Here is a 17,406-nt window from a genome sequence, read left to right on the forward strand (position 1 = left end):
AAGGCAAAAAATAACCTCTTTAGAGGTAGCCTGAAAAAATAAGCGGTTGGCAGACCTTTCAATGTATCTTGAGATACAGCGAGTAATATGCCCTTCTAGGGCTGGAGCAAACCACCCGTTTTACGGGTGGTCCTGATTTTGGCAAAAAATAAAGTATAAAGAGTTTGTATTGTTCATATAAATATATAAGAAAGGGTGGTGTATATGATAATAGACTTGAGAAACATAAAAAAGCTTATAATAAGTATATTGATACCTCTTTTAGTGGGGGCTTTAAGTGGGTACATAACTAAGGATTCTATGCAATTATATAGTGATTTAATCAAACCGTCTTTTGCTCCTCCTGGCTATATATTTGGAATTGTATGGCCTATTTTATATGCACTTATGGGGATTGCTTCTTATAGAGTATATAGATATGGGGACAATAGGAAAGAAGTTAAAAGTGCACTTAAATTTTATGCTATACAGCTTATATTGAATTTCATGTGGCCAATAATATACTTTAACTTAGGACTTAGAGGAGTTGCTTTAATACTTATAATAGTGCTTTTAGTATTTGTGATTATAACTACTATTAAGTTTTATAAAATAGATAAAGTTGCAGGCTACTTGATGATACCTTATGTAGCTTGGCTTATCTTTGCAACTGTTTTAAATTATTATACATGGATTTTAAATAAGTAAGAATCCCAATTTATTGGGATTCTTTATGCTTAAGGCATTATAATATTTTTGTTTTGCGGATAGTTTGTTAAGAAAGACTACACTTGAGACTATTTTTAAGCAACGGAGCCTGATCGTTGGCGACATGAGTCACCGCTTTAGCGAGTAGACGAATTTTTTTATTTATTCACAAGGATTTATGTATACATTTAGAGAATTTTATACAGTGAAACTTAAAAAAAGGGAGAGAGATTAGTGATAGATTCGCAGTTTTTGATTGAAGATGCTATACATATATTTTTAAATAATCAAAGGGAAAAACTAGACAAGATTTTGATTATATTAATGAAATATAAATTAAAAAAAGAAGGTGAAGACTATAAAAAAATATATAGATTTTTTCATAATATAAGAGGAACCGCTGCTATGTTTGAATTAAATGAACTATCTGATATAGCAGGGAAGTATGAAGCTTATTTAGAAAACTATAAGGGAGATTTAAGTAATGATTATTTTGGTGAAATATTAAATGGATTAGCTTGTATTTATAAGGAAATTTTATGTCTTAAAGATAAAAAATGCTTTAACAATTCTCATAATCATGTAAAGAAAAATATAAAAGAAGATATTAAAAATAAGACAATATTAATAGTAGATGATGATATGGATTTATTGTTATTATTAGAAAATGTTCTTAAAAAACAAGGATATAATGTTATTAAATCTTTAGGTGCTAAAGATGTTATTAGTATACTAAATGATCAAAGTGTTGATATGGTGATATTAGATATTATAATGCCAGACAAAAATGGATTTGAACTACTAAATCAAATTAAAAAAGAAAATATAAATATTCCTATAGTGTTTTTAACTGCTAAAAATGTGACTAGAGATAGAATAAGAGCTTTAAAGGAAGGTGCGGAGGCTTATATAACTAAGCCATTTCAAGTTGAAGAGTTAATAGTTACAATGGAGAATATATTTAAAAAAGTTGATCATTATAAAGTAAAAATAAGTAAGGATAATTTGACTGGAGTATATAGTAAAGATTTTTTTAATGAAAATATTAAAAATATAGAAAATAGTTTGAAATATAATGACACCATATCTGTAGCTTTTGTAGATTTTGATTACTTTAAAAGTATAAATGATAGATATGGCCATTTAGCTGGAGATTATGCATTGAGTATATTAGTGAATGAACTTAAAAAATCACTTAGAGAAGAAGATGAAATATATAGATTTGGAGGAGATGAATTCTTAATTTTATTTAAGAATTTATTAAAAGAACAAGTTTGTAGTGTGATGCAAAGGTGTTTAAATAATATAAATAAAAAAAATATTAATTACCGAGGAAATAATATAAAAATATCTTTTAGTGCAGGAATAACAACTATTGTTGAAAACGAATCTATAAAGGAGGCACTAGATCGTGCTGATAGAGCTTTATATGTTTCAAAAGATGAGGGTAGAGGAAGGATAACTTATTTAAAAAAGGAATATACTAAGAAGAAAGTATTGTTAATAGATGATTCTAATATGATAGTTAGAATTATAAAGGATAGACTTGTGAATAATTATGATGTAGAATATAGTAATAATGGAGATGATGGAATAAAAATTTATGAAAAATTTAAGCCTGACCTAGTTATAACAGATTATAATCTTCCGGGTATGGATGGTTGTGAAATATGCGATTATATAAAGAATACTAAAAAAGATAAAAAAACAAAGGTCTTTATATTAAGTTGTAACTGCACACAAGAAGATATAGATGAGTGCTTTGAAAAAGGAGCCGATGATTATATAATAAAACCATTCTGTTTAGCTGATTTAGAGAAAAAGGTTGATAAAATACTTAATGGGTAAGAAGGTGAAATTTTGAAAAATATAAGTAAATTAATAATGATTATATTTATGACGTTTTTAATATTACCATATAAAGGGTTTGCTGATTCTCAAAAAATAATATACAAAATAGATGTTAATGGTGAAGTTAACAAGGGGATGTATCATTATATAAAAGAGTCAATAGATAAGGCTAATAAAGAAAATGCAGATTATATAATATTTGATATAGACACTTATGGTGGTCGTGTAGATTCTGCGGTTGATATAAGTGATGCTATAATAGAGCAGGATATACCTACTGTAGCTTACATAAATAAAAAGGCAGAATCCGCAGGCGTGTTGATATCTATATCTTGTGATCATATATATATGAATAATTATTCGACAATAGGTTCTGCTGAAACTATACCTAATACAGAAAAAAATATATCATATTGGACATCTCAACTTAAAGCTGTAGCTGAACAAAAGGGAAGAGATACGGAGATTGTTGCTGCTATGGCTGATAAAGATATAATTATAAAGGGATTGGTTAATAAAGGTAAATTGCTAAATCTAACTACTAAAAAAGCAGATGAAATAAAGTTTATAGATGGCATAGCATCCTCAATGAAGAAAATTTACACCGATTTAAATATAGATAATTATGTTCAAAAAGATGCAGATGTAAATATGATGAGTATTTTTAGAAATATAATAACATCTACTTATATAGCACCTCTTTTATTATCTTTAGGATTTATAGGAATGATATTAGAAATTCTAACGCCAGGATTTGGAATTGGTGGTATAATAAGTATAACTGGATTTTCTTTATTCTTTCTAGGCTCTATATATACAGGAAACTCTACTACTACAACTGTATTTGTATTTGGAATAGGAATTGTTTTACTTGTAATAGAAGCTATGGCTCCTGGATTTGGGATATTTGGAACAATTGGAATAGGAAGTATTATATTCAGTATAATAATGGCATCTAATAATATGCTTCAAGCTTTTTTGAGTATATTAGTTTCACTTATAGTAAGTGTGGTTGCACTAATTTTTATACTAAAAAAACTACCTAAGAGAAAAATGTATAAGACTTTATTTCTTGACACTAAGCTTGATGCTGAGAAAGGATATATTCCATCAAAGGATAATAGAATCTATTTAAATAAAGAAGGGATAACTATTTCTTACTTAAGACCATCTGGTAAAATTGATATAGATGGAGAAATACTAGATGTAATAACAGAGGGTATATTTATTAAAGTTGGAGAAAAGGTAAAGGTAGTAAAAGTTGAATCAAATAAAATAATAGTAAGACATATTAAGGAGGAATTAGTATGATAATGTTAGCACCGATACTAGGTATAGCTTTACTAGTTATACTTATAGTTTTGTTTTTTAGTTTTATACCAGTTGGACTTTGGATTACAGCTTTATTTTCAGGAGTTAAGATATCTATTTTAACACTTGTTGGAATGAGATTTAGAAGAGTTTCACCTGCTAGAATTGTAAATCCAATGATAAAGGCAGCAAAAGCAGGGATAGACCTTGGAGTAGATAAGCTAGAGGCTCATTATTTAGCTGGAGGAGATGTTAATTCAGTTGTAAATGCTTTAATTGCTGCTCAAAGAGCTAATATAAAGCTTGAGTTTGAACAAGCAGTGGCTATAGACCTTGCTGGTAGAGATGTACTTGAAGCTGTTCAAGTTAGGGTTAATCCTAAAGTTATAGAAACTCCAAAAATTGCGGCAATGGCAAAGGATGGTATAGAGGTTATAGCAAGAGCAAGAGTTACGGTAAGAGTAAATATTGAAAGATTAGTTGGAGGAGCAGGAGAAGAAACTATAATAGCAAGAGTTGGAGAGGGTATAGTTACAACTGTTGGTTCATCTGCTAGTCATAAAGCAGTTCTTGAGAACCCAGATTCTATTTCTCAAAGAGTATTAGAAAAAGGACTTGATTCTGGAACTTCATTTGAAATACTATCTATAGATATAGCAGATGTTGATGTTGGAAGAAACATAGGAGCTCAACTTCAAACAGATCAAGCTGAGGCTGATAAGAAAATAGCACAAGCAAAAGCTGAAGAAAGAAGAGCAATGGCAATAGCAAAAGAGCAAGAAATGAAGGCTATGGTTGAGGAAATGAGAGCTAAGGTTGTTGAATCAGAGGCAAAAATTCCACTAGCTATATCAGATGCATTCAAAAATGGAAATTTAGGTGTTATGGATTATTATAACCTTAAAAACGTTATGGCTGATACAGATATGAGAGAGTCTATATCAAAAGTAGGTTCTAATAAATCTAATATGAAGTCTGATAAATAAGGTGTGATAATATGGAAGGTATATTAATACCGGCTATTATATATGTGTTAAGTATAGTATTTAAATCTCTTGTTAAAGAAGATGAAGATGATAAAAATACTGAAAATAAAAAAGAAGGTTCTTTACTAAAAACTGTAAATAATACAGTGAAAAAAATAGAGACTAACTTAAATGAATTAAGCAATAATTACAAGAAGCAAAAACATATAGAAGGCTCTAAAGTAAAATATAAAGATAAGAAAGTTGAAAAAAATATAGATCAAGGTATATCTGATATAGTTGTAGAAGATATTGAGATTAAACAAGACTCAAGAGAATTACACTATGATATAGATCAGAAAGAAAACATAAATACAGAGTATAATAAAAGTATGGATTCAGATGAAGCTTTTAATCTTTTTTCAGATGCAGATGATTTGATGAAGGGTATTATTATGTCTGAAATATTAAGTAAACCAAAGAGTATGAGAAGGTAGAGTTTTTGTTTAGGATAAATAGCTACCTAGGCATAGAAATTAATTTCTATGCTTAGGTAGCTATTTTGTATATGATATAATTAAGTTTCACTTTATAGAATGTGGAGGAAAAAATATGAAAAAAATAGCTATATACGTATGTGGGGAAGTTTCAAAAAAGTGTACTGCAAATGGATGTTTAAGAGCCTTTAATCAAAAGGAAGATTCTTTTAAAAGGTATGAAGAAGTTGGGTGTCAGTTAGTTGCTTTTAATAATTGTAATGGATGTGAGAAAAATCCTGTAGAAAGTATTGAAGTAAAAATAGAAAAGCTTAAAAAAGCAGATATAGATGCAATACATTTATCTACATGTATAAGAGGTAGATGTGAAAACTATGAGGAATTTGCCAAAGAATCTGCTAAACACTTTGATGTTATTGGATATACACATGGCTCAGATAATGGAAAAAAGAATAATAATATAAATATATCAAATGAAAATAATAAGTAAGAAGGATGACTATTTATAATCACCCTTCTTAAATATCCCATATTTTTAGTTTTCTCAAAAAATAAAGAGCAATCAATTGACCACTTCCTATAAAAAGTAAAAAATAATTTAGCACCCTATCATTTTTTATAAAAGTTAAAAAAATCATTAACACTGAAGTACTTATTATTCTTCCGGTATTAAGAGCAATATCTTTGTTTATAATATATTCTATTCTCATATTATTTTCATGATGCTGATCTAGTATATTAAAAGTAGCGGATGTCATAGGCACATAAAAAAATGGTACAGATACTGCATCTAGAATAATAAAGAACAATATAGAGTAATAGTTGATTTTGAAAACTAGCCCTAAAACTGAGATAAACATTAATATTGCACCTATATGCAGGGAAAACATTCTTCGTTTAGGCTTTATAAGCTTTTGTTCTAATATATAAGATGCTGATGAAATTAAATATGAAATTAAAAAGAGTTTTCCTATTTCCATTTCACTTCCTGTTGTTTTATAAATAATTATATTAAGTAAAAATAGTATTACAACATCTCTTAGACCCCAAGCAATTGTACTTTTTCTTAAATTATTCCAATCATAATTATTACTGCTTATTATTTTTTTAAAATCTAGTTTTTTTCCATAGTGTTGTGAGCGAAGTGATAAACTAATCAGTATTAAAATAACAAAGAATATTAATGAAAGTAAGAATACTATCATATATCCTTTTGTATTATTACTTTTATCAATAATATAAGCTGCTGCAAAAGGAGCAATAGCAGCAGGTATTCCGGCAATAAAACCATGATATCCATTAAAAGTATCTCGATTATTAGTAGATGTAAAATCAAAACTTAATACATCAAAAGCAAGCCAGTAAAATCCTCCTGCTATTCCGAATAATATGCCCAAAGGGTAAATATATTTTATAATATTATCCTTTATTAAAATAATGAGAATAAAAAATAATATATAAAAAACAATTCCGATTCTTAGAGACCATATTCCATTCTTTTTTTTGATAACCATCCACCTATAGTAAAAGCAATTGGCAAGAATATATATTGAACTAGATTATACTGTGAAATCATGATAAAATCATTTGACTTTTTCCATAAGAATATATTTACAAAAACATTAGATAGACCTTTAGCAAGTGCAAATAATCCACTAATTATTAATAGAGTTTTTGCTTCTCTTGACATTAATACCTCCCAAAATATAAGTATTTTAAATTTATTTATTATTTTATTGTTTTCAATTAATATAAAAATTATAATGGCAAAAAACTCATTTTTATATATTAAATAGTAAATGCTAATTGAAAGGAAAGGTAATTTTGTAGCAATTAACAGAATTATATGATATTTCTAAAAATATTGACGAATAATAGGTATTGTTGTATAATTTTGCTATAGTGTAAAATAATAGCATGCCATGACATTATTTAGGAGGGATTTATATATGAAAAAAAAATTATTGTCTTTATTGATGGTTATTATGTTAATGCTAAGTAGTTTTGTTTCTTTTGCTACAACAAAAGATGAGGCATATAATTGGAAATATGGAAATGTTAGCGAATGGGCTTATGAAGAATTGGTAGATGCTGTAGCGAATAATCTTGTACTAGATCAGTCGCTTTTTACTAATTGTAAAAAGAATATAACAAGAGAAGAGTTTGCTAAACTTGTTGTAAACATGTATACTGCAATAAAAAAAGAAGACCCTTCTCCAGCACCTGTTTCTACATTTAAAGATACTAGTGATACATCAGTTAGAATTGCGTATAATCTTGGTATTATAAATGGAGTAGGAGATGGATTGTTTGCACCAAATAATCCTGTTACAAGAGAGCAAATGGGTGTTATGATTTTTAAGGCAGTTAATGCATTAGGAGTAGAGTTTAATAAAGGTGATGGTGTATTAACCATGACAGACAAAAAAGATGTTTCTTCTTGGGCTGTTAAAGGCGTTGACTATGTTTATGAAAATAACTTTATGAAAGGCAACGGTATTAATTTTAATCCTAAAGGTACAACTACAGTAGAGCAGGCTGTTGCAATTGCAAATAGAGTTTATAAAAAATATGAAACTAAGCAAGTAGTTTCTAAGCCAGAACCAAAACCAGAACCAAAACCTGAGCTGAAACCAGAACCAAAACCAGAATTCAATATAGAAAAAAATGGTAGTGATGTAGATGGACTAAAATATTATGGTGGATTTAACAAAATATTAAGTAATGATAATTTAAGATTAAGCTTTGGTAATGGAAGTGATGCACCTCTTGGATTAGCACTGAATAAGAACAATACTCTTGAAACATTTAAGAATTATGGGGTATATGAAGCTGATTTCTCATTTGATTATCCTCAAGGAAATGCAGGATTTGTATTTGCTGTTTCTTCTCCAAAAATCGGTAATGATATGTATAGAGGGTATTTTGTTGGGATAGACGCTCAAAAGGATAGTGTTTTTATAGGTAAATCGAATTTTAAGTGGGATACAATTGCAACTAAAAAGCTTCCTTTTGATATTAAAGCCGGAAAGAAATATAATTTAAAGGCTGTTAGAAATGGTAGCAGAATAGATATTTATGTGAATGATGTAAAGTATATTTCTACAAGCGATAGTACATATATTAAAGGTGGATATTTTGGAGTTAGAGTATGGAAGACGAATGCAACTTATGAATATGTAGGATATAATGAAAAAATGGGAAGTTTAAAACCTAAAGAGTTTTATATTGAAAATATAGATGGTGAAGCAGTTCCAAGTATGAGAAGATATGGTGGCAACTGGAAAATTGGAGAAACTCTTAAACTTTGGGATAATAAATATAAACAAGGACCAATGGTATTAGGTATTGATAGAAACAATAATCCGCAAAAGTATCCATCATCTGCTTTTTATAAAGCAAAGTTTAATTTCACGAAATCTACTGGAAATGCAGGTATTGTTTTTAATGTATCGGGTCCAAAAGTAGGGAACGATCAATATAGAGGAAATTATGTTGGCATAAACTATGAAAAAAACACTGTTATTGTAGGAAAATCAAATTATAAATGGCATCAAATTAAAGAAGTAAAAATACCTTTTAGTATTGCAAATGGAAAAATTGATTTGGAAGTAAGAAGAATATTTAGTGAAATAACTGTATATGTTGATGGAGTAGAAATATGTACGGTTCATGATGAAAGTTATACAAATGAAGGGTATTTTGGAGCAAGAGTTTGGAATGCAAGCGTTGAATATACTGAGTTAAAAGCAGAAAAAGTACCATTCTAAAAATATAATCAATACTAAACTAATTAAAAAACACCTCTATGTGTAGGATTTTTATAAAAATCATTTAAACACATAAAGGTGTTTTTTTGTATAAAATAACAAATACTAATTGAAGGAGGAATAAATATGAAATTATCAGTAGCAGAAAAAGAACTTAAAAAACTTAAAAATGATATAAATCATATTAAGCAAATAATAGAGAATACAAAAACAAATTCACTGTGGGAGCATGAAGCCTCTCTTCGTAAGAAATTGAAGCTTATAGCAGAAATACAGAAGATATTTAATAAAAAAAGAAATTCTAAAAAACATAATGAAGCAAATAAACTATATGAAAATTATGAGGAACTGTTAAATTATGTATCAGAGAGGTTGCTTTTAGATTATAATCAAAAAAATAATTCAGACTATAAATTAGAAGAAATAATAGACACTCATCATGAAAGTTATAAAAGTTCTGGATTAATGAATATTTTGATTAGTAAATATATTCCAAAACTAGTAAATGAAAAAATGGATATAATATTTCCTCAAAATCCAAAGGATGAATATAAACAAGCAAGAAAAATAAAGAGAACTATTCATCTGCATTTAGGGGAAACTAATACTGGTAAAACATATAATGCAATGCAAAGACTTAAAAAAAGTAGAAAAGGCATATATCTTGCTCCTCTTAGAATACTTGCATTAGAAAACTATGAAAGATTAAATAATGAAGGAGTAACCTGTAATTTATTTACTGGAGAAGAAGAGATAATCCATCAAAATGCAGATCATATTTCTTGTACTATAGAAAAATTAAATACAAATGAAGAGTTTGAAATAGCAGTAATTGATGAAATACAGATGATAGCTGATGAAAAAAGAGGATCTGCATGGACTAGAGCCTTGTTAGGATTAAAATCTAGAGAAATACATATATGTGGAGCATTAAATGCAAAAAAATTATTAATTGATATTATAAAAGATATAGGTGATGATTACACAATTAAAGAATATAAACGAAATATTCCACTTGAGATAGAAGAAAAATCTTTTAAATACAAAAATATTAAGGATGGAGATGCACTAGTTGTATTTTCTAAAAAAAGAGTTCTTGAACTCGCTTTGTTTTATTCAAATGTTGGAATTAAATGCAGTATAATATATGGTGATTTGCCACCAGAGGTTAGAAAAAAGCAGTATGCTCAATTTTTAAATAAAGAAACAACTATTTTAATTACAACAGATGCTATTGGTATGGGAGTTAACCTTCCTATTAAGAGAATAGTATTTATGGATATAAAAAAGTTTTATGGAAAAGAGTTTAGATTTTTAAATTCTCAAGAAGTAAAACAAATAGCAGGTAGAGCGGGCAGAAAAGGAATATATGATGTTGGGTATGTTGCTGCATATAAAGATAATTATGAATTTATAAAGGAATCTATTAATAAAAAAGACAATAATATTGAATATGCAATTTTAGGACCAAGTGAAGATATATTAAGCATTGAGAATGTTTCTCTGACAGAAAAATTGTCAGTTTGGAGTGAGAAAGAATGTAAATCATTATTGTATGAAAAAATGGATATATATGAGTACTTAATGGTGCTTTATAATATAAGAAATTATAAGATATCGCAAATTAATAGATGGAAGCTTTTGAAAATACCATTTGATGTAGACAATAAAGCGCTTATGGATACATTTATATCATATGTTGATGAATTATTTATTGCAAAAAGAAATGAGATATTCAAGCCTATATATAAATTTGAATCACTTGAAGAATTAGAAATGTATTATCAAAAGATAAATTTATACTATTCTTTTGGTAAGGTTTTTGGAGTTACTATAGATCAAGAGTGGATATATGAAGAAAGACAAAAAATAAGTGAAAAAATAAATAATCTATTGCTTAAGATATAAATTATCACCTACGTTTACAGAAAATTAAGGAAAAAACTTTAAATGGTAGTTCAGCTATATAATATATTTAACTGTTATAATATATTTGGGTGGTGATATCAATGCAAATTGATAGATTGTTTAAAATCATATATATATTATTGGATAAACAACAGATAACTGCAAAAGAATTATCTGAAATGTTCCAGGTGTCTACAAGAACAATATATAGAGATATTGAAACTCTTTCTTTGGCTGGAATTCCAATTTATACAAGTAAAGGGAAAGGCGGAGGAATAAGTATTTTAGATAATTTTGTAATGAATAAGTCTATTTTATCGAATGAAGAACAGAATAATTTATTAATGGGATTGGAAACACTTAAAGCAACTGAATATGAAAATGTTGATAGTGCAATTTTAAAGTTGAGAAATTTATTCAATAAAAAAATTAATAATTGGATAGAAGTTGATTTTTCAAATTGGGGGAGTTCAAAAGTAGAAAAAGAAAAATTTGAAACATTAAAATTTGCACTAACAAATTGTAGAACTATAGAGTTTGATTATTATAATTTGTTTGGAGATAAAACAAATAGAAGAGTTAATCCTATTAAACTTATATTTAAACATAAAGCATGGTATTTACAAGCTTTTTGTTTGTTAAAAAATGATTTTCGAATTTTTAAGGTAAACAGGATAAAGGACTTGATAGTAAGTGAAGATACATTTGATAGGAGTTATTATAATGAAATTGATACAACTTTTTCTTATAGAAATGAACCAAATGTAATTAATTTAAAAATTACACTCTCATCACAAGTTAAACATAGAGTTTATGATGAATTTGATGAAAAAGATATTACTAAAAATGAGGATGGTAGTTTTAGTATTGATATTATGATACCGGAAGATGAGTGGTTATATAATTATATAATATCTTTTGGAGAACACATTAATATTATTACTCCACAATATATACGAGACGTTATTAAAAATAAACTAGAGATAACTTTAAAAAATTATAAATAATTTTTTTAATAAGACACACTGATGTCATATTAACTTTATTATACTATATTTAGTTCATAGAAATGAACGAATAAAATAATGAGGTGGAAAATATGGAATATGAAATAGTAACATTAACTAAGAAAGTTGTTGTTGGAAAATCAACTAGAACAATAAATGAAAATGGAAAATCAATGAAAGATATTGGATCAATGTGGCAAAAATTTATTAATGAATGTATATATGAGAGTATTAAAAATAAGGTTGATGGAAAAGGAATAGGATTATATACAGAATATGAGGGAGATGCAACAAAACCTTATACATTTATGTGCTGTTGCGAAGTGACAGAACATGATAATAGCGATGGTCTTGAAACGAAAATAATTAATGAAGGAAAGTATGCAAAGTTTACAATTAAAGGTAATATAGTTAAAGCAGTAGGTGAAGCGTGGTGTAAGATATGGGATATGGATTTGGATAGAAAATATGATAGTGATTTTGAATTATATCACAATGATTCAGAAGATATAAATAAGCAAACTATAGATATATTTGTATCATTGAATTGATAAATTGTTAAATAACCAAGTTCCAAGTTTTGAAAAATTTACATTTGACTGTGATATAGGCAAGATGATATCATATGATTTATCGGCAGATAAATTAAATAATGAGTAAGTCAGATAGTCGCGGATGCCTTTATAGGTAGACGAGGAAAGTCCGAGCTCCATAGAGCAGGGTGCTGGGTAATACCCAGTGGAGGCGACTCTAAGGATAGTGCAACAGAAATAAACCGCCACAATTATCTGTGGTAAGGATGGAAAGGTGAGGTAAGAGCTCACCAGCAACTAGGTGACTAGTTGGCTATGGAAACCCCACCTGGAGCAAGACTAAGTAGGAACATGAAAAGAGGACTGCTCGTTCTCGTTCCGTTGGTAGGTCGCTTGAGCCTACTGGTAACAGTAGGCCTAGACAGATGACTATTTAATACAGAACTCGGCTTATAGATTTGCTCATTATATTCAAAAATTATTAAAATAACCTTGGGGGCGTAATGGTCTCGACGAGGGTTTGGAACTTAAAGTTGCGAGTCGTGTTTTACTGGTTCACGTAAAAATCAGTACTTAAATATAAACGCAAACGATAATTACGCATTAGCAGCTTAATTAATACTGCTCGTTCTACTAAGTTCACCCACAAGCTTAAGTAGAACGCCATTTGAGTGGGGAACTGTCTTTAGGATGTCTTGACTAAGGATAAGAGTAATTAAGACTAGTCTTTTTTTAAGCCTGCTGTTAGGCGTTAAAAAAGATGATATAAAAATTAGCAGCTACACTCGTAGAAGCTTTAGGGAAAAAGCTTTCGGACAGGGGTTCAATTCCTCTCGTCTCCACCAGTCAATCCATGACAACTATAGATGTTGGGCGTGGATTTTTATAAGTTATTGAAAAAGAGATGTTAATTTTTTATAATTAACGTCTCTTTTTTGTCTGTAATCATAAAAAATAAGTCAAAACCTAATTTATTAAAAAAGGTGCTTAAGCAAAAATGAAGATAATTGAAATACCGCTACTTAATCAATCTTTTAATAAAACTAAAGATTGTAGTGTTTAAATATCCTAAAACTTCTTAAACTCCCTTACGGTCAAACAAAGAAGTTTTTTAACGGATATTTAAACACTACAATCTAAGTTTCATAGTAAAAGATTAATCAAAAGTAGCTAACATTTAAATTATCTTCATTTTAAATTGGTTGATACAGAGAGTCTATGATATATGTTAATTCCTATTATGTACAAGAATTAAGAAAAATTATATATGTAAGTAATTGAAAAAAAGAAGGAAAAAGTAAATAAATGCCGAAATATAGCATTTAGATATAATTATTCCATAGTTTTCAAGTGAATAGAGCATAATTAAATACTATGGTAATTAAAATGGAATAATCTTTAAATATAAATTTTATAACTGGAAGGAGGCACTTTATGTTTGATTTTACAGATATAAAATTAAAAGATTTAGTAATACACAAAGTAGGTAATAAATTTAGAAATGAAGGAATATTTGTATCAGATGGATTACATCCAATGGAGAACGATAATTTAAAAGATTTATTATTAAAGTATTTCTTACAACCATTTAAAAATAGTATCTTTTATAAATTTTATCATGAAACAGATATAGAACTAAATGAAGTACATAATTATATTAATAGAATATTTAAAAATACAGATGTATTTTATAATGAGTCAATCAACATACTTAAACATTTATATAATAAATCTACTCATCCCAATATAAAAAATGGAGAATTTTATATGTGTTATCTTAAGGACTGTATAGTAGATGATATGAGAACAGATGCAATAGGAATTTTTAAATCTGAAACAAAAGATGTTTTCTTAAAAATAAATCAGAATGAAAATAATTTTGAATTGAACTATGAAAAAGGTATTAATATAAAAAATCTTGATAAAGGATGTCTTATATTTAAAAATATAAAATCATGTAACTATAAAGTTAGTATAGTTGATACAGCTAGAAGTGGGAATGAAGCTGTTTATTGGAAAAAAGAATTCTTAAATTTACAAGTATTAAAAGATAATGACTCAAATACTAAAGCATTGATTAATTTGTGTAAGGATTTTAATAAAAATATATATTCTAAGAATCCTGACAATGACAAAAGAGAACAAATTGTATTTTTAAATAAATCACTAAATTATTTTAAAACTCATGATAGATTTGACTTTGAAGAGTTTTCGGAAGAAGTTTTAGAAAAAACTGAACATAGACAAGATTTGAAAAAATATACAAATAATTATAAATTTAATGATTTAGAACCTGATAAAAACTTTAATATATCCAATGAAACTTTTAATAAAGAAAAAAGAAAGGTCAAATGTAGTATAAAACTTGATAATGCTATAGAAATTAATATTTCTTCAGATGAAGCTAAACAAAGTAAAATTATTGAAAAAGGGTATGATGAGTCTAAAAAAATGCATTTCTACAAAATATTTTATAATGAAGAGAAATAGTTAAGGGGGATATGTATGGGAGAAAAATCTAAAAAATCTGGAGAATATGGAGAAAAGAGCGTTGGAAATTTACTAAAGAAAATCGGATGGGTTACTAATATTAACGGTATAGATATAAAATGTTTAAAAGGAGAGAAGCATAAATTAGATGGGTCAACATCAAATAGACAGACACATGGCATAGATTATTTGTTTCAGTATCCATGTCCGTTGATAGACCGAACTCAGCAAAATGTTGTAATATCAGTTAAAAATAGAAAAACATATCCAAAAACTTCACAAGGAATTACTAGTAAATTTAAAGAATTCTTAAAAGACATTTCTTATGCAATTGAATGTTTTCCACATGATCCAAGAAGTCGTCATAGAGTAGATAATACAATCAAATCTTTAGAAACTGTTGGTGTAATTTTTTGGTTATCAAGTGAAGATGAAGTATCTAAAGGTATTATTGAACATATGGAAATGTTTAGGAATACAGATGACTTAGTTTATAAAACCGTATATTTAGTTGATAACAAAAGAGCTACTTTCTTACTTGAAAGTATTAATTATGCCAATAATTTATTTGAAAATTGTAAATCAGAATTTTATTACCCAGATACGGGATTTAATATTCAAAATATAGGAAGTAAAAAAAGTGGTCCAGTTCTGCCGGTTCAATATATTAATTCTAATGTTTTACCTTTTAAAATTATAGATGCTAACAAAACACAATCATTGCTTCTTTGTTTAAATGATAATTTTTCTGAGGACTATTTAAGAAGGTTTATTGGATTAGCTCAAAATTTAACTCAAAAGTGGCCTCATCATGTAATTCTGGCTTTTCCTGATTACCGTGAAAGTGAGAATAAAGAGGTAGTTAGTTTTGTAAAATCTGAATTTAGTGATAAAGATTTTGTTGATAGAATAAAGGTTAAATCTTTTAAACAAGATATTAGGACTTTAGAGGAGGATTAAAGAATGACTGATATAAGTAATATGGAAATAAATATAGATACTTTATTGCCCTATGGAAGCGATTTAAAACCACTATTGAGTGCATCTTTTATTACAGAAGCTGAATTAAAAAAATTACTGTTTAATAGAGGTGTTTATATATCGAACACTCAAAAAAATATTATTATACCTCTACTAACTACTACACTTTTAAGTCCAAGAGAATTTGATAAATTGAGAGAGATGCAGAGTAGTAAAGAAGAGATAATAAAAAAAAGAACACAACAGATAAAGTGGATATCAGATAGCTCACTACTTGACGCAATAAATGAAATGTATATTCCTATAAATCAATTGAATTTACCTGAATTTAGAAGTTATGAACCAAAGTATGATTTGAATTTTCGAGCAGACGATGCAGATAAACTGATATTAGAATACGAGATTGTAAGAAATGATTTTACTAAAAGCTTATTAAATTATAGGAGCACTCATGAAGGCAGAATTATTATCAAAAAAGTTGATAATGGAAATAAAATAAAATTTGATTTAGAGCATACAACATCAGAAACAGATGAACTTAATAAAAGCATTGTAAAATATATTAAAGGTAAATTAGAATCTAGAAATCATATTGATAAAAAAGAAAAAATTGAAAACGTAATAAGTGGAGACTTTTCAAATAAGAAAAGGTTTGAGTTTTTACTTAGTTTAACAGAGGATGATAATTTTAATGGATTTTTAAATTTTAAAAGAGTGTCAAATATTGAGATAGGTCCAAATTCGAATGCGAAACTTCCTGATGAAATAGATTGGATGAATAATGGAGGAGAAATAACTAACATAATTTTAAAAGGTAAAAAAGTTCATGAATCTATATATTTAAAAGAAGAAAAATATTATGAAGGTATGATATTGCAAGAGGTAATTTCTACTTATAAGTTTGAAATAAGTGGAGCTAAAGGAACTTGTGTTATAGTATATGGATTTCCAGGATATCTCAAAACTGTTGAACCAACAATCGAGTTTGAAGCAAAGGTTTATAGTGTTCATTTAGAAAAAGAATATCAACATGTATCTAAAAAAAATGTAAGTAGAAAAATATTAGATATATTTGATAAAGCAAAAATGAAAAAATACTATGAATATAAATCTTGAAAAAAATATAAAAACTTTATTGATACATAGTTGTAGTGTTAATTGTGCATACTTTATACATGTGAAATAATGATTAAAAATACATATATAAATAGATATTGAATTAAACATGTATTAGTATTAGAAATTAAAATAACTTCTTTTTGTTAATAATTAACCCGTTGTGCTAGTTAAATTTTTCAAATAATAAAACTCCAACAAATATGAAAACCTAAAGTTAATCAAAAAAACTTTTATAAAGGAGGCTTTCAGTATGTTGGAGCTTAATAACTATTCTATCCAAAATATCG

15 protein-coding genes and 2 other RNA genes are annotated in these 17,406 nt (G+C 27.5%); 15 read left to right on the top strand and 2 right to left on the bottom strand.

Translation table 11 applies throughout. The features are described 5' to 3' along the window. Positions 1 to 204: 204 nt before the first annotated feature. The 6 genes from N4A48_RS10415 to N4A48_RS10440 all read left to right on the top strand — a co-directional run bounded on the left by N4A48_RS10415 (position 205) and on the right by N4A48_RS10440 (position 5,801). On the top strand, positions 205 to 687 hold the full coding sequence (locus N4A48_RS10415; protein ID WP_293665857.1) for a TspO/MBR family protein: 483 nt from the start codon (positions 205 to 207) through the stop codon (positions 685 to 687). 234 nt (positions 688 to 921) lie between these two features. Beyond that, positions 922 to 2,535, top strand: coding sequence for a response regulator (locus tag N4A48_RS10420; protein WP_293665859.1), 1,614 nt, complete (start codon positions 922 to 924; stop codon positions 2,533 to 2,535). Positions 2,536 to 2,547: 12 nt separating this feature from the next. After that, complete coding sequence (locus N4A48_RS10425; RefSeq protein WP_293665860.1) at positions 2,548 to 3,849, top strand: NfeD family protein; 1,302 nt, start codon at positions 2,548 to 2,550, stop codon at positions 3,847 to 3,849. 2 nt (positions 3,850 to 3,851) lie between these two features. Next, complete coding sequence (gene floA, locus N4A48_RS10430) at positions 3,852 to 4,835, top strand: flotillin-like protein FloA (RefSeq protein WP_443081755.1); 984 nt, start codon at positions 3,852 to 3,854, stop codon at positions 4,833 to 4,835. A gap of 11 nt (positions 4,836 to 4,846) precedes the next feature. Further along, positions 4,847 to 5,311 carry a hypothetical protein gene (locus N4A48_RS10435; protein WP_293665862.1) on the top strand — a complete coding sequence of 155 codons (465 nt, stop codon included), beginning with the start codon at positions 4,847 to 4,849 and terminating at the stop codon, positions 5,309 to 5,311. 115 nt (positions 5,312 to 5,426) lie between these two features. Continuing rightward, complete coding sequence (locus N4A48_RS10440; protein ID WP_293665863.1) at positions 5,427 to 5,801, top strand: CGGC domain-containing protein; 375 nt, start codon at positions 5,427 to 5,429, stop codon at positions 5,799 to 5,801. Positions 5,802 to 5,829: 28 nt separating this feature from the next. Here N4A48_RS10440 and N4A48_RS10445 read toward each other — a convergent pair whose 3' ends face one another. Together N4A48_RS10445 and N4A48_RS10450 are read right to left on the bottom strand one after the other, a co-directional pair. Next, the gene (locus N4A48_RS10445) at positions 5,830 to 6,825 is read right to left on the bottom strand and encodes an MFS transporter (RefSeq protein ID WP_293665864.1); all 996 of its coding nucleotides are present in this window, start codon (positions 6,823 to 6,825) and stop codon (positions 5,830 to 5,832) included. Further along, on the bottom strand, positions 6,789 to 7,001 hold the full coding sequence (locus N4A48_RS10450) for a hypothetical protein (protein ID WP_293665865.1): 213 nt from the start codon (positions 6,999 to 7,001) through the stop codon (positions 6,789 to 6,791). The genes N4A48_RS10445 and N4A48_RS10450 overlap by 37 nt, the downstream gene beginning before the upstream one ends. A 259-nt stretch (positions 7,002 to 7,260) precedes the next feature. On the opposite strand from N4A48_RS10450, the gene N4A48_RS10455 reads away from it, so the two are divergent. The 9 genes from N4A48_RS10455 to gapS4b all read left to right on the top strand — a co-directional run bounded on the left by N4A48_RS10455 (position 7,261) and on the right by gapS4b (position 17,116). After that, a complete protein-coding gene (locus N4A48_RS10455; protein WP_293665866.1) occupies positions 7,261 to 9,081 on the top strand; it encodes an S-layer homology domain-containing protein in 1,821 nt (606 codons plus the stop codon). 126 nt (positions 9,082 to 9,207) lie between these two features. After that, the gene (locus tag N4A48_RS10460) at positions 9,208 to 10,989 is read left to right on the top strand and encodes a helicase-related protein (protein WP_293665867.1); all 1,782 of its coding nucleotides are present in this window, start codon (positions 9,208 to 9,210) and stop codon (positions 10,987 to 10,989) included. 101 nt (positions 10,990 to 11,090) lie between these two features. Next, complete coding sequence (locus tag N4A48_RS10465) at positions 11,091 to 11,996, top strand: helix-turn-helix transcriptional regulator (protein ID WP_293665868.1); 906 nt, start codon at positions 11,091 to 11,093, stop codon at positions 11,994 to 11,996. Positions 11,997 to 12,088: 92 nt separating this feature from the next. After that, a complete protein-coding gene (locus N4A48_RS10470) occupies positions 12,089 to 12,547 on the top strand; it encodes a GyrI-like domain-containing protein (protein ID WP_293665870.1) in 459 nt (152 codons plus the stop codon). Between the two features lie 102 nt (positions 12,548 to 12,649). Beyond that, positions 12,650 to 12,998, top strand: an RNA gene (gene rnpB / locus N4A48_RS10475) — RNase P RNA component class A. 25 nt (positions 12,999 to 13,023) lie between these two features. Next, positions 13,024 to 13,374: a transfer-messenger RNA gene (gene ssrA / locus N4A48_RS10480) on the top strand. A gap of 589 nt (positions 13,375 to 13,963) precedes the next feature. Continuing rightward, the gene (locus N4A48_RS10485) at positions 13,964 to 15,019 is read left to right on the top strand and encodes a nucleoid-associated protein (RefSeq protein WP_293665871.1); all 1,056 of its coding nucleotides are present in this window, start codon (positions 13,964 to 13,966) and stop codon (positions 15,017 to 15,019) included. A 15-nt stretch (positions 15,020 to 15,034) separates the two neighbouring features. After that, positions 15,035 to 15,979: a GapS4a family protein gene (gapS4a, locus tag N4A48_RS10490; protein WP_293665872.1), complete on the top strand. Its 945-nt coding sequence runs from the start codon at positions 15,035 to 15,037 to the stop codon at positions 15,977 to 15,979. Positions 15,980 to 15,982: 3 nt separating this feature from the next. Continuing rightward, positions 15,983 to 17,116 carry a GapS4b family protein gene (gene gapS4b / locus N4A48_RS10495; protein ID WP_293665873.1) on the top strand — a complete coding sequence of 378 codons (1,134 nt, stop codon included), beginning with the start codon at positions 15,983 to 15,985 and terminating at the stop codon, positions 17,114 to 17,116. The last annotated feature ends 290 nt before the right edge of the window (positions 17,117 to 17,406 follow it).

It is taken from the genome of Tepidibacter sp., from assembly GCF_025210165.1.
Lineage (GTDB): Bacteria > Bacillota > Clostridia > Peptostreptococcales > Peptostreptococcaceae > Tepidibacter_A.